Raw genomic sequence first — 12,729 nt, forward strand, 5'->3', positions numbered from 1 at the left:
CTGGCGCAACCGGCCCGGGGGCGGCGGGTCCGCAGAGTCCGGACCCGCCGCCCCCGGGCCGCCGGCTGCCGCAGGGGCAAGGGGGAATCAGACGGCCGCCACGCGGCAGAAGCGCCCCGCCACCCGCAGCTCGGTCTCGACCAGGTCCGCCGTGTGCCGCAGCTCCGGCAGGATCTGCGCGACACAGTCGTCCGCCGTCCGGCGGGCCGCGTGCAGCGCGACGTTCAGGGCCGCCACCACCCGCCCCGTACGGTCCCGCACCGGGACCGCGATGGCGCGCAGCCCGGCCTCCAGCTCCTCGTCGACCAGGGCGTAGCCCTGCGCCCGGACCTCGGGCAGGGCCAGCAGGACACGGCCCAGCGCCGTCGCACGGGCCGGCAGCCGGGTGCCGACCGTGACCCGGGCGCTCAGGACGCGGGCCGCGGACGCCCGGGCCGTGTACTGGATCTCCTCGCCCGAGTCCGACAGGACGGCGAGGGACGCCGACTCGTGGACGCGGTCGGCCAGGGCGGTCAGGTGGGGCTGGGCGATCTCCGGGAGGGAGGTGCGGGACAGCGGCGGGAAGCCGAGGGACAGGACCCGGGGGGTGAGGCTGAAGGTGTGGTCGGCGCCGGGCGCCACCAGGCCCGCCTGTGCGTGGGTGATCAGTGCCCGGCGGGCGGTCGCGCGGGCCAGGCCGGTCGCCTGCGCGACCTGGGTCAGGGTCAGCGCGGAGCGGCCCTCGCCGAAGGCGGTCAGTACGGTCAGGCCGCGGGCCAGGGACTCGACGAACTCCCGGCCCAGTTCCTGCTTGGAGGCGCCCGTCCACAGGGCCAGGCCGGCGCGCGGCGGTCCCGGTTCCGGGGCCGGTGCGGCGCGCAGGTCCTCCTCCATCGCCGAGACCGCCGCGCGCAGCCCGGGGAGCAGGGCCGCCCGCAGGTCCGGTGCCGTGTGGCGGCTGGTGTGGCTCACCACGCTGGCCACGCACGCCACCCGGCCGGTGCCGGGGTCCCGTACCGGGACCGAGACCGCGACCAGGCCCGGTTCGATCAGCTGGTCGTCCAGCGCCCAGCCGTCGGCCGCCGCCTTCGCCGCCCGCCGGGCGAAGTCCGCGCCGGGGGCCTCGTGTTCGCCGGTGGCGCCGGGATCGCGGGGCGGCACGGCGGGGAAGGAGCGGTCCTCCGGGTCCGCCGCCCGGCGCTCCCGCCAGCGGTGCCAGTCCGGTTCGGTCCATTCCGCGGCGAACAGGGGGCCCGGGGCGGTGCGTTCGGCCGGCAGCAGGTCGCCGATGCGGAAGCTCAGGGACATGGCACGGCGGCGGGTGGCCTGGTGGATGAAGCGGATGCCGTCCCGGTCGCCGACGGCCAGCGACACGGACTCGTCCAGTTCGTCGGCCAGGGCGTCGGCGCGGGCGGCGAGCAGGGCGGGGAGGCGGAGCGCGGCGAGATAGGCGTTGCCCAGCTCCATCAGACGGGGAGCCAGGGTCACGTCGCGGCCGTCCAGCCGGACGTACCCCATGCGGGCGAGGGTCGCCGTGAGGCGGTCGACCGTGGAGCGGGCCAGGCCGGTGGTCCGCTCCAGGGCGCTGAGGCTGAGGGTGCCGTCGTCCGACCCGGTCAGCCGGCCGAGTACGGCGATGCCGCGCAGCAGCGGCGCGACCGCCTCGTCACGGGCGGCGTCGTGAGTGGTGTGGGCGGGCATCGGCTCTCCGGTACGGCGATCACGGCAGGCCGCCTACGGTAGCCCCGATCGCCCGGCCGTCACCTCCGCGTCACCCGCACCCGGACGTCTCCCTCGCCGTCCTTCTCCGACACCTTGATCGTGACGCCCTTGCGCGGGTCCTTGAAGGTCTCGCCCGGGGTGAAGGTGGCGTCCGAGAGTTCGGCGTGGACGTTGGGGCTGCGGGTGCAGCCGCCGCTGTCGCGCCGGGAGTCGTACACCCGTACCGGGCCCATGCCGGTGTCGACGTCCGCGTCGACCTTGTAGATCAGTACGCCGGGCCGGCACACCGTCTCGTCGTTGCCCTCGCGGGTGCGCAGTTCGACGGCGTAGCCGGAGGTGCCGCTCAGGGGGAGGACGACCAGCTTGTCGCCGCCCTTGCGGGCCAGCGGGGTCAGCGTGTACTCCGTGGTCCCCGGCGCGGACGCGCAGTGCACCTGGGACGGGTCGAGCCAGCCCAGCTTCCACTTGTGCCAGCCGAGGAGGTCGTTGTTGGCGCCCCAGTCCTCGCTCATGATGTCCCAGTGGCCGACGGCACCTCCGCCCTCCTGGGTGTAGAGGTCCGGGAGGCCGAAGACGTGGCCGTTCTCGTGGGGGAGCACGCGGTAGCCGGTCTCGTCGTAGGAGCCCGAGCCGTCGTCCTGGCGGGAGTAGACGAAGGAGGCGTTGGCCACCGGCACGCCGTCGGCGACGGGAGCCTCCTGGTTCCCGGCGAAGGTCACGGACAGGACGGTGTCCAGGGCGGAGGGGCCCGCGTTCGGGGTGACCAGGACGTTCAGGAGGTCGTACGAGCGGAAGTCGACCTTGGAGTCGGCCGCCGCGACCAGGTCCTGGACCAGTTTGCGGTAGCCGGGTTCGAAGGGGGCGCCGCGCTCTATGCCGTACTCCGCGAACGACTTGGGCATCCGCAGCCAGTTCCGGACCGGGGTCTCGGGGCGGTAGTCGAGGCGGCCGTAGCTGCTGGTGCGGAACCATTCCTCGGTCTGCGGGAAGAACTCCGCGTACCGGTCGAGCGCCTTGCCCTCGCCGGGCGCGTCCGAGAAGTCGATCATCAGGTTGAGGGCGCGGACGGTGCCGGTCGAGCGGGCGTAGCCGGCGGAGGTGGGCACGCCCTCGGACATCTGGATCTCGGCGCCGCCGCCGATCATGCAGGGGCCGTGCGTGGAGGAGCGGGAGAGGGCGGCGGGGCCGGGGCCCGCGGTCGAGGTGCCGGGCGCGAGCCGGCCGGTGCCGGCCGAGGTACTGAGCGCGAGGGTCAGGACGGCGACGGTCCCGGCCGCGGCCAGTCTGCGCGGGCGTATGCGGCGGCTCGGCGGCTGCACCTGCCCGTGCGGCTGCATGCGGACCTCCCCGGCCACGGCAGCCGCCCGACACCGGCTGCACCCTTGCGCTCACCCTGTGCCGAGGGGTGGGCGGGCGCGCGCTGGAGAGGCCGATCGTGGGTTTCTCACCGGTAGCCGCCGACCGGGGGACGGGCCGGGATCCCGTTGTGACTCAGGTCACCGGAAAGTTCTTCGGGAGCGGGAAATAACCGGGGATCGTTTCCCCGTTTAGACCTGTGTCCGAGCGAAACGGGGATTCCCTCCCCGGATCGTGAACCCAGTCGTCACACCCGTGACCGACACCCTCACAGACACCACAGACACGAAGGAGTACGCCGTGCAGACCGCGATTCCCGATCAGCGCAAGGTGGCCCGGCCCCGCGCCGATGCTCTGCGCAACCGGGAGCGGATCGTCCTCGCCGCCCGCGAGATGTTCGTCGAGCACGGGCCGGACGTGCCCCTCGACGACGTCGCCCGCCGGGCCGGCGTCGGCAACGCCACGGTGTACCGCAACTTCCCCGACCGTGACGCCCTCGTCCGCGAGGTCGTCTGCTCGGTCATGGACCGTACGGCACGGGCGGCCGAGCTGGCCCTCGCGGAGACCGGTGACGCGTTCGAGGCGCTGGAGCGCTTCGTGCACGCCTCCGCCGACGAGCGGATCAGCGCCCTGTGCCCCATGGTGGCCAACACCTTCGACCAGCACCACCCCGACCTGGAGGCGGCCCGCGGACGGGTCGAGCGCCTGGTCGCCGAGGTCATGGACCGGGCGAAGGCGGCCGGTCAGCTCCGCGGCGACGTGGGCGTCGGCGATCTGATGATCGCCGCGGCCCAGCTCAGCCGGCCCCCGGCCGGTACGGGGTGCGTGAGCGCCGACCGGTTCGTCCATCGCCATCTTCAGCTGTTCCTGGACGGGCTGCGGGCTCCCGCCCGCTCCGCCCTCCCGGGTGCGGCCGTGACTCTGGAGGACCTGCGCCGGCCCTGCGACCAGTAGTACCGCCAGTACCGCCACCGACGCCGGGTTCTCGGCTCCGCCGCTGACCGCGGGCGGTCGGTGCGGATTCACTCGTCCCTTTTCTCATCTTTTTCCGTCACGAAGTCCGAAGTGGGTATCCCCATGTCTCAAACAGCCGTCAAGGCCTCCGGCGTCAGCGACGCCCCGGACGCCGGTCGCTGGAAAGCGCTGGTCTTCATCGCGCTCGCCCAGCTGATGGTGGTCCTCGACGCCACCATCGTGAACATCGCCCTCCCCTCCGCACAGCAGGACCTCGGCATCTCCGACGGCAACCGGCAGTGGGTCGTCACGGCCTACGCCCTCGCCTTCGGCGGTCTGCTGCTGTTCGGCGGCCGGATAGCCGACCTGTGGGGCCGCAAGCGCACCTTCGTCCTCGGTCTGGCCGGCTTCGCCGTAGCCTCCGCGCTGGGCGGCGCGGCCACCAACGAGGCGATGATGTTCGGCTCCCGCGCCCTCCAGGGTGTCTTCGGTGCCCTGCTCGCGCCCGCCGCACTCTCCCTGCTCGCCGTGATGTTCACGGACGCCAAGGAGCGCGCCAAGGCGTTCGGCATCTACGGTGCGATCGCCGGTGGCGGTGGTGCCGTGGGTCTGATCCTCGGCGGTTTCCTCACCGAGTACCTGAACTGGCGCTGGACGTTCTTCGTCAACATCCCGTTCGCGATCGTCGCCGCGGCCGGTGCGTACCTCGTCATCCGTGAGCCCAAGGGCGGCCGCAACCGCTCGCCGCTCGACATCCCCGGCGTCATCCTGTCCACCCTCGGACTGGTCGCGCTGGTCTACGGCTTCACCCGCGCCGAGTCCAACGGCTGGAGCGACGCCCTGACGGTCGGCATGTTCGTCGGCTCGGCCGTGCTGCTGCTGGCCTTCGTGCTCGTCGAGTCCCGGGTCAAGGCCCCGCTGCTGCCGCTGCGCGTGATCACCGAGCGCAACCGGGGCGGGATCTACCTCTCGCTGGGCCTGGCCATCATCGCGATGTTCGGCCTGTTCCTCTTCCTGACCTACTACCTGCAGATCGTGAAGGGCTACACGCCGGTGAAGACCGGCTTCGCCTTCCTGCCGATGATCGCGGGCATGATCACGGGCTCCACCCAGATCGGCGCCCGGCTGATGACCCGGGTCGCGCCCCGGCTGCTGATGGGCCCCGGCTTCCTGGTCGCGGCGGTCGGCATGCTGTTCCTGACCCAGCTGGAGGTCGACACCTCCTACGCCGGTGTGCTGCTGCCCGGCATGCTGCTGCTCGGCCTCGGCATGGGTACGGCGTTCATGCCGGCCATGTCCATGGCCACCATGGGCGTGGAGGCGCGGGACGCCGGTGTCGCCTCCGCGATGGTCAACACCTCGCAGCAGGTGGGCGGCGCGATCGGTACGGCGCTGCTGAACACGATCGCCGCGTCGGCCACCACGTCCTACATCGCCGACCACATCGGCGGCGCGGCCTCCCGGTCCCAGCAGCAGCTGGTCCAGCTGGAGGGCCAGGTGCAGGGCTACACCAGCGCGATCTGGTTCGCCGTCGGCATCCTGGTCGTCGCGGCCGCGATCGCCCTGACCCTCATCAACGCCGGCCGTCCGGGCGGCAACGCCGTCACCGGGTCCGGTGCGGGTGACGAGGCCGAGGAGGAGCTGCGGGTGCCGGTCGTCGCCCACTGACGACCGCCCCGGTACCCGCTCGGGCCCCTGTTCCACCCGTGCGTACGGGGAGGGGACGCCCCGTACGCACGGTTCCCCCGGACCTGCCCCGGCCGCGCGCTCAGCGCAGCCAGGGCAGGTCCGCACCCGCTTCGCTCGGCTGAAGTCCCTCGGCGACGATCCGCATGATCTCGCCGAGGGACTTCTGCTGTTCGGGGGTGAGCCGGTCGAAGACCGCCTGGCGCACGGCGTCGACGTGGCCCGGTGCGGTGTGGCGCAGCACCTCGTACCCCTCGTCCGTGAGGATGGCGAACTGGCCGCGCTTGTCGGAGGTGCAGTCCTCGCGGCGGACCCAGCCGTTCTTCTCCAGGCGCGCCACCGCGTGCGAGAGCCGGGACCGGGTGATCTTCGCGTACTTGGCCAGCTCGGTCATCCGCAGCCGCCGGCGCGGTGACTCGGCCAGCTTGACCAGCAGGCCGTAGTAGACGTGCGGCATGCCCGCGTCGCGCTGGAGCTGCCGGTCGAGGTGGTCCTCGAGGAGGGTGGCGGCCTCGATGTAGGAGCGCCAGACGAGCTGCTCCTCAGCGGTGAGCCAACGGGGTTCGTCGTTCATGTGTCCCACTCTACGAAACGGTTCCTTGAACATTAAACAAAGGCGGCGTAGATTGATGGCAGGTAAAGATTGAGAGTTCAAGTATTGGAGTTGTGAGTCATGGCCGCCGCCCGGGAGCGCATGCCCGCCCTCTACCTCAGCCACGGCGCCCCGCCGCTCGCCGACGACCCCGTCTGGCCCGGCGAACTGGCCGCGTGGGCCGCGGGCCTGCCGCGCCCCAAGGCGATCCTCGTCGTCTCCGCCCACTGGGAGGAGGCCCCGCTCGCCCTCGGCGCCACCCGGACCGTCCCCCTCGTGTACGACTTCTGGGGCTTCCCGGAGCACTACTACCAGGTGCGCTACGGAGCGCCCGGCGCGCCCGCGCTCGCCGAGTCCGTGCGCAAGCTGCTGCGCGCCCCCGGCACGCCCGTGCAGGACGTCCCCGACCGCGGCCTCGACCACGGCGCCTACGTGCCGCTGGTGGAGATGTACCCCGGCGCCGACCTCCCGGTCCTCCAGGTCTCCATGCCGACCCTCGACCCGGCACGGCTCATGGAGATCGGCCGCAGGCTCGCGCCGCTGCGCGACGAGGGCGTGCTGATCATCGGCTCCGGCTTCTTCACCCACAACCTGGCCGCGCTGCGCCAGGGCGGCATCCCCTCCTGGTCCGCGGAGTTCGACGACTGGGGCCGGCGCGCGCTGGAGGGCGGGGACGTGGACGGACTGCTCGACTTCGCCCACAAGTCCCCGGCGGGACGGCTCGCCCACCCGCGCACCGAGCACTTCGCGCCCCTGTTCGTGACCATGGGCGCGGCGGACGCGGCCGGCGAGCTTGACCTGCGGCGCTCGGTGATCGACGGGTTCTGGATGGGCCTGGCGAAGCGGTCGGTGCAGTTCGGCTAGAGCGGCCTCTCGTACCAGGCCACGTCCCAGTACCGCCCGAACTTGCGGCCCACCTCCCGGTACGTGCCCACGTGCCGGAAGCCGAAGCGCGCGTGCAGTCGCCCCGACGCCTCGTTGGGCTGGGCGATGCCCGCGTAGGCCCGGTGCAGGTCCTCGCCGGCCAGGGCGTCGAAGAGGGACGCGTAGAGCAGCGAGCCGATGCCCCGGCCGCCGGCCCCCGGGGCGACGTAGACGGTGGTCTCCACCGAGGTCGCGTAGGCGGGCTTGGCGCGGTAGGGGCTGGATGTGGCGTACCCCAGAATCTCCTGTGAGTCCGCGTCCGTGGCAACCCTCAGGCGGTACGGGCCGTCTTCAGGGTGGGAGAGCAGCCAAGGGCGGCGCTCTTCCGGGGTGAACGGTTCGGTGTCGAACGTGATGGGCGTCTCACGCACGTAGTGGTTGTAGAGGTCGGTGAGTGCCTTGAGATCCTCCTCGACTCCCGGTCTGACCTGGACCTCGGCAGTTCCCGGCATGGCCGCCCCTCCCTCTGTGGCGGCACAGGGTACTGCATGATCAGAAAAATCGAGGGGCAGGTTGGGAATTCTGTCCGGATTCCAGTCGTTGTTTCCATCGGATGCAGGGCACCCGAGGAGAGTCCCGAGAGGGGCTGGAGACACGAAGACAACCCCGCAAGGAGCCCGAGCGTCCACCGGACCACCCGCTGAACCACCATCGCAAGGGAGCACGCATGGCAACCCGTGCCGTCGCCCGTCGTAAGTCCGCCACCGGCGAGACCTCCGGCTCGGCAACCAGCGTCCGCGCGAACGGCGGCGAGCTCGCCGACCGCGATCTGGTCGGCATGTACCTCGACGAGATCGCCCGGACACCGCTGCTCGACGCCGCCAAGGAGGTCGAGCTGTCCCAGACCATCGAGGCGGGTGTGTTCGCGCGGCAGGTCCTCGAAGGGTACGAGGAGACCGGGGCGGACGCCACCCGTGAGGAGCTCCAGGCCCTGATCGACGACAGCGAGCGGGCCAAGGACGTCTTCATCCGCTCCAACCTCCGCCTCGTCGTCGCGGTCGCCCGCCGCTACCCGCGCAGCGGTCTGCCGCTCCTGGACCTGATCCAGGAGGGCAACGCCGGTCTGGTCCGCGCGGTCGAGAAGTTCGACTACCGCAAGGGCTTCAAGTTCTCCACGTACGCGACCTGGTGGATCCGTCAGGCCATCACCCGCTCCATCGCCGACCAGTCCCGCACCATCCGGCTGCCCGTCCACCTGGTGGAGGAGCTGGGCCGGATCCGTCGCGTGCAGCGCGAGTTCAACCGCGAGCACGGCCGCGAGCCGGAGCCCGCCGAGATCGCGGCCGAGCTGGGCTCCACGCCGGAGCGCGTCACCGACGTGCTCGACTGGGCCCGCGACCCGGTCTCGCTGAACATGTCGGTGGACGACGAGGGCGAGACCCAGTTCGGCGACCTGCTGGAGGACACCTCGGCCGTGTCGCCCGAGCAGTCGGTGCTGACCCTGCTGCGCAGCGAGGAGCTGGACGACCTCATCGGCCGCCTGGACCCGCGCACGGCCTCCATCATCAAGATGCGGTACGGCATCGACGACGGCCGCGAGCGCACGCTGACCGAGGTCGGCAAGGAGCACGGTCTCACCCGCGAGCGCATCCGCCAGATCGAGAAGCACGCGCTGCTGGAGCTGAAGAAGCTGGCCCGCGACACCGGCTTCGAGGCGGCGGCCTGACCCGGCCGTAGGACGACGCCGGCCGTACGGCCCGGAGGCCGCGTGACGTGGGGGGCGTGACGGGGCGGATGGGGCGTACGCCGGGTGTCGGACCCGGCGCAAACATGGCCGTACAACGCTGCTTCAATCCGCGGGGGCCGGGAACAAGACGTTCGAGCCGGTACCGCGGCATCACTGGAGACCACGTCCCGACGCACTCCCCCCGGCGCCGGGACTTCCCGAGCCGGGCTCGGCCGCCCCTCCCCCCTGGGGCGCCGCAGCCCGGCTCCTTCCGCGTCACGGAGGGCGGGGCAGAGCGGGGAGGCGGGGCACCCCGAACCTGAACCCCGGGGTGGCCCGCCGAATGGCAGATTCTGCCACAGCGGCATAGCCTGCCGAAGTGAGCAGCACCATTCCAGCATTCCCCGGACCCGGCTTCGGACCCGAACCGGCCGGACCGGTCTCCCTGACCGAGCGGCGCAAGGCCGAGACCCGGATGGAGATCGCCCGGGCGGCGGCCCGCCTCTTCGTCGGACAGGGCCTGCGGGCCACCCGGGCCGAGGACATCGCCAGGGCGGCGGGTGTCGCCCCGCGCACGTTCTACCGCTACTTCGCCACCAAGGAAGAGGCCATCGCCCCGCTCTACGCCCTGGGCGCCGAGCGCTGGGTGCGGGCGGTGCGCGAGGCCCCGGCCGAACTGTCGCCGCCCGAGGCACTGGAACGCGCCGTGCGGCACACGCTGACCCCGGGCGCCGGTGTGTCGGCGCCCTCCTGGGAGTGGGCCCGCACCCTCATCCGCCTGGCCGAGAGCAGTCCGGCGCTGCGCAAGGTGTGGGCGGAGGTCTGCCACTCCACGGAGCGGGGGCTGGTCCAGGCGCTGGCCGCGCGGATGTCCGGGGGCGACGACAACGTTGCCGCCCGCCTCGCCGCCTCGCCCCGGCTGCACTTCGCGGCGGCCGTGGCGGGCGCGTCCGTGCGCGTCGCGGCGGAGTACTGGGCGTCGTCCTCCCCGCAAGGAGCACGCAGTCCCCTGGAGCAGGCGCTGCTGAACCTGGAGGTGCTGCGGGGGTTCGCCTGGGAGGCCGGGCCCGCGGAAGAGGGGTGAGGCTCCGGGCGGGCGCCGCCGCCGGCCGGTGCGCCGGTCGTTCCGTCGGCCCGCCCGGTCAGCCGGACCCCGCCGCGCGTCCGAGCCGAGCCCCCAGCTCCCGTACGCACTCCACCAGTTCCGCCGGTTCCCGGACCCGGAACTCCAGCCCGGTCGTCGCCAGCCGGGCCGCGGTCCACTCCACCGGGCCGGACACGGTCGCCCGCACCACGCACGAAGCGCAGCCGTCCACCGGCTCGGGCGTTCCCATCCAGTGCGGCAGCAGCGGCGCGACGGCCTCGGCCGGTGCGTGGAAGACGACCGTGATCCCGTAGGAGTCGTGCCGCCGCTGCATCGAGCGCCGCAGGTATTCGGCCGCGTCCCCGGTCGGCAGCTCCCGGGGAGCGAACCGCGCCCCGGTGGCGAAGGGCTCGCTCACCCGGTCGACCCGGAAGGTCCGCCAGTCGTCCCGGTCGAGGTCGTAGGCGACCAGGTACCAGCGCCGCCCCGTCGACACCAGCCGGTACGGCTCCGTCACGCGGCGCGTCTCGCTGCCGTCCGCCGCGCGGTAGGCGAACCGCAGCCGCTCGTGCCCGGCCACCGTCGAGGCCATCACGGTCAGCGTCTCGGGCGCGATGCTCGGCCCGTCCCCGCTGGTCAGCGGCGTGGTCGCGGACTGGAGCGTGGTGACCCGGTGCCGCAGCCGGGAGGGCAGCACCTGCTCCAGCTTGGCCAGGGCCCGCACCGACGCCTCGTCCAGGCCCTCGACCGCGTGCCCCGCGCCGGCCCGCAGCCCGACCGCGATGGCCACCGCCTCCTCGTCGTCCAGGACCAGCGGCGGCATCGCCTTGCCCGCCACCAGCCGGTAGCCGCCGTCGGTGCCCATCGTCGCCTGCACCGGATAGCCCAGTTCGCGCAGGCGGTCGATGTCCCGGCGGACCGTGCGCCGGGAGACCCCGAGCCGGTCGGCCAGCTCGCCGCCGGGCCATTCGCGGGGCGTCTGGAGGAGGGAGAGGAGGGTCAGCAGCCGAGCCGGAGTGTCCGTCGTCATGTGAGTGAGGATGCCGCATATCTAGGACACGATCCGACCTACTGGCCGCATACGTTCCTCCCATGACCTTCAAGCAGACCCCGCAACCGGCTCCCGTCCCGCCCGCGGCGGGCGACCGGCGTCGCTGGTTCGCCCTCGCGATCGTGATGACCGCGGCCTTCATGGACCTGGTGGACGTCACCATCGTCAACATCGCCATCCCCTCGATCCAGCGGGACGAGGGAGCCTCCTTCAGCCAGATCCAGTGGATCACCGCCGGTTACGCCCTCGCCTTCGCGGCCGGTCTGATCACCGGCGGGCGGCTCGGCGACATCCACGGCCGCAAGCGGGTCTTCCTCGTCGGCATCGGCGGCTTCACCCTCGCCTCGGCGCTGTGCGGCCTGGCGGCCAACCCGGAGATGCTGGTGGCCTCCCGCATCCTCCAGGGCGGCATGGCGGCGCTCATGGTGCCGCAGGTGCTCTCGATCGTGCACGCCACCTTCCCGGCGCACGAACGCGGCAAGGTCTTCGGGCTGTTCGGCGCGATCGTGGGTCTGGGGGCCGTCTCGGGCCCGCTGCTGGGCGCCCTGCTCACCGAGTGGAACCTCTTCGGCCTCGAATGGCGGCCCATCTTCCTCATCAACCTGCCGGTCGGCATCGCGGGCCTCGTCCTCGGCAGCCGCTTCATCACCGAGTCCAGGGCGCCGCGCGCCCTCCGGCTGGACCTGGTCGGGGTGGCTCTGGTCACCCTCGGCCTGCTGATGCTGGTCTACCCGCTCACCCGGGGCGAGGAGCTGGGCTGGCCGCTGTGGGGACACCTGTCGATGGCCGGCTCGCTGGTGGTCCTCGCGGCCCTGGTCGCCTACGAGCGGCGCAAGAGCGCGCGGGACGGTTCGCCGCTGGTGGAGCTGTCGCTGTTCAGGGTGAAGAGCTTCGCGGCCGGGATCGCCGTGCAGACCGTCTTCGGGGTCGCGCTCGGCGTCTTCTTCCTGGTGTGGACGCTGTACATGCAGTTCGGGCTCGGCTGGAGCCCGCTGCGGGCCGGGCTGACCGGCGTGCCGTTCTCGATCGCCGTCTCCACGGCCGCCGGGATCTCGGTGCAGAAGCTGGTCCCGCGCTTCGGGCGCAAGGTGCTCCAGGCGGGCGCGCTGGTGATGGCGGCCGGAGTGCTCCTCTACATCTGGGAGTCCGGGCGCTACGGGCTCGCCATCACGTCCTGGCAGATGGCGCTGCCGCTGGTCGTGATGGGCCTCGGCATGGGCCTGATCGTCGCGCCGCTGACCGACGCGGTGCTCTCCCAGGTGCCGCGCGAGCACGCCGGGTCGGCGTCGGGGCTCATCAACACCGTGCAGCAGATGGGGAACGCGCTCGGACTCGGGCTGGTGTCGGTGGTCTTCTTCGGCACGATGAGCGACCGCCTCACCCCCGACCGCATCGGCCCCGCCTATGTGGACGCCTTCCAGAACGCCCTGGGGTGGGTGGCCGCCGTGCTGGCCGTCATCTTCCTGCTGATGTTCGCGCTGCCCCGGCGGCCGGCCCAGCACGTGGAGGGCGGCCCGGCCGAGGACCGCGCGGAGGAGAAGGAGCCCGCGCTGGTCTGAGACCGCGGACACGCGACGGGGGCGGGCCCGGCACGAAGGTGCCGGGCCCGCCCTCCTTCATATCGATGCCCGTTCACGCCTGTTTGTGTCCGAGTGTTTCTGCTTCCTGTTTACATTCCGGACAAGCAGGCGTAGCCTCCGAGCGAAACCACAGGT

General features: G+C 72.4%; 11 protein-coding genes. 6 read left to right on the top strand and 5 right to left on the bottom strand.

All coding sequences use genetic code 11. The features are described from left to right. Positions 1-87: 87 nt before the first annotated feature. Complete coding sequence (locus tag ACZ7MF_RS38385; RefSeq protein ID WP_471482782.1) at positions 88-1,680, bottom strand: IclR family transcriptional regulator domain-containing protein; 1,593 nt, start codon at positions 1,678-1,680, stop codon at positions 88-90. Positions 1,681-1,739: 59 nt separating this feature from the next. Continuing rightward, on the bottom strand, positions 1,740-3,038 hold the full coding sequence (locus ACZ7MF_RS38390) for a M6 family metalloprotease domain-containing protein (RefSeq protein ID WP_471482784.1): 1,299 nt from the start codon (positions 3,036-3,038) through the stop codon (positions 1,740-1,742). Between the two features lie 319 nt (positions 3,039-3,357). Between ACZ7MF_RS38390 and ACZ7MF_RS38395 the strand changes: the two genes are divergently transcribed. Beyond that, the gene (locus tag ACZ7MF_RS38395; RefSeq protein WP_385357456.1) at positions 3,358-4,011 is read left to right on the top strand and encodes a TetR/AcrR family transcriptional regulator; all 654 of its coding nucleotides are present in this window, start codon (positions 3,358-3,360) and stop codon (positions 4,009-4,011) included. A gap of 123 nt (positions 4,012-4,134) precedes the next feature. Beyond that, entirely contained in the window at positions 4,135-5,679 is a 1,545-nt protein-coding gene (locus ACZ7MF_RS38400; RefSeq protein WP_471482785.1) for an MFS transporter, read from the top strand. Positions 5,680-5,779: 100 nt separating this feature from the next. Here the strand turns inward: ACZ7MF_RS38400 and ACZ7MF_RS38405 are convergent, their stop codons facing one another. After that, positions 5,780-6,271, bottom strand: a complete 492-nt coding sequence (locus ACZ7MF_RS38405) for a MarR family winged helix-turn-helix transcriptional regulator (protein WP_356859143.1) — start codon at positions 6,269-6,271, stop codon at positions 5,780-5,782. Positions 6,272-6,391: 120 nt separating this feature from the next. Here ACZ7MF_RS38405 and ACZ7MF_RS38410 point away from each other — a divergent pair, with 120 nt between their 5' ends. Beyond that, positions 6,392-7,153: a dioxygenase family protein gene (locus tag ACZ7MF_RS38410; protein ID WP_471483023.1), complete on the top strand. Its 762-nt coding sequence runs from the start codon at positions 6,392-6,394 to the stop codon at positions 7,151-7,153. Here ACZ7MF_RS38410 and ACZ7MF_RS38415 read toward each other — a convergent pair. Continuing rightward, positions 7,150-7,665 (bottom strand): GNAT family N-acetyltransferase, encoded by a 516-nt coding sequence (locus tag ACZ7MF_RS38415; RefSeq protein ID WP_471482786.1) that lies wholly within the window; start codon positions 7,663-7,665, stop codon positions 7,150-7,152. The two genes, ACZ7MF_RS38410 and ACZ7MF_RS38415, sit on opposite strands and share 4 nt — an antisense overlap. A gap of 215 nt (positions 7,666-7,880) precedes the next feature. Here ACZ7MF_RS38415 and ACZ7MF_RS38420 point away from each other — a divergent pair, with 215 nt between their 5' ends. Together ACZ7MF_RS38420 and ACZ7MF_RS38425 are read left to right on the top strand one after the other, a co-directional pair. Further along, positions 7,881-8,879 carry a sigma-70 family RNA polymerase sigma factor gene (locus ACZ7MF_RS38420; RefSeq protein ID WP_356859147.1) on the top strand — a complete coding sequence of 333 codons (999 nt, stop codon included), beginning with the start codon at positions 7,881-7,883 and terminating at the stop codon, positions 8,877-8,879. Positions 8,880-9,258: 379 nt separating this feature from the next. Further along, positions 9,259-9,963: a TetR/AcrR family transcriptional regulator gene (locus tag ACZ7MF_RS38425; protein WP_471482788.1), complete on the top strand. Its 705-nt coding sequence runs from the start codon at positions 9,259-9,261 to the stop codon at positions 9,961-9,963. 58 nt (positions 9,964-10,021) lie between these two features. Here ACZ7MF_RS38425 and ACZ7MF_RS38430 read toward each other — a convergent pair whose 3' ends face one another. Further along, positions 10,022-10,993, bottom strand: coding sequence for a helix-turn-helix transcriptional regulator (locus tag ACZ7MF_RS38430; protein WP_471482789.1), 972 nt, complete (start codon positions 10,991-10,993; stop codon positions 10,022-10,024). A gap of 62 nt (positions 10,994-11,055) precedes the next feature. On the opposite strand from ACZ7MF_RS38430, the gene ACZ7MF_RS38435 reads away from it, so the two are divergent. Then, positions 11,056-12,573, top strand: a complete 1,518-nt coding sequence (locus ACZ7MF_RS38435) for an MFS transporter (protein WP_471482791.1) — start codon at positions 11,056-11,058, stop codon at positions 12,571-12,573. Positions 12,574-12,729 lie beyond the last annotated feature (156 nt).

The sequence above is a fragment of the Streptomyces sp. NPDC111628 genome (genome assembly GCF_055635195.1).

What these genes read in the sequence shown, in the direction of transcription:
- ACZ7MF_RS38385 (WP_471482782.1), bottom strand. Translation starts at nt 1,680, where the DNA reads ATGCCCGCCCACACCACTCACGACGCCGCCCGTGACGAGGCGGTCGCG.
- ACZ7MF_RS38390 (WP_471482784.1), bottom strand. Translation starts at nt 3,038, where the DNA reads ATGCAGCCGCACGGGCAGGTGCAGCCGCCGAGCCGCCGCATACGCCCG.
- ACZ7MF_RS38400 (WP_471482785.1), top strand. Translation starts at nt 4,135, where the DNA reads ATGTCTCAAACAGCCGTCAAGGCCTCCGGCGTCAGCGACGCCCCGGAC.
- ACZ7MF_RS38405 (WP_356859143.1), bottom strand. Translation starts at nt 6,271, where the DNA reads ATGAACGACGAACCCCGTTGGCTCACCGCTGAGGAGCAGCTCGTCTGG.
- ACZ7MF_RS38410 (WP_471483023.1), top strand. Translation starts at nt 6,392, where the DNA reads ATGCCCGCCCTCTACCTCAGCCACGGCGCCCCGCCGCTCGCCGACGAC.
- ACZ7MF_RS38415 (WP_471482786.1), bottom strand. Translation starts at nt 7,665, where the DNA reads ATGCCGGGAACTGCCGAGGTCCAGGTCAGACCGGGAGTCGAGGAGGAT.
- ACZ7MF_RS38420 (WP_356859147.1), top strand. Translation starts at nt 7,881, where the DNA reads ATGGCAACCCGTGCCGTCGCCCGTCGTAAGTCCGCCACCGGCGAGACC.
- ACZ7MF_RS38430 (WP_471482789.1), bottom strand. Translation starts at nt 10,993, where the DNA reads ATGACGACGGACACTCCGGCTCGGCTGCTGACCCTCCTCTCCCTCCTC.
- ACZ7MF_RS38435 (WP_471482791.1), top strand. Translation starts at nt 11,056, where the DNA reads ATGACCTTCAAGCAGACCCCGCAACCGGCTCCCGTCCCGCCCGCGGCG.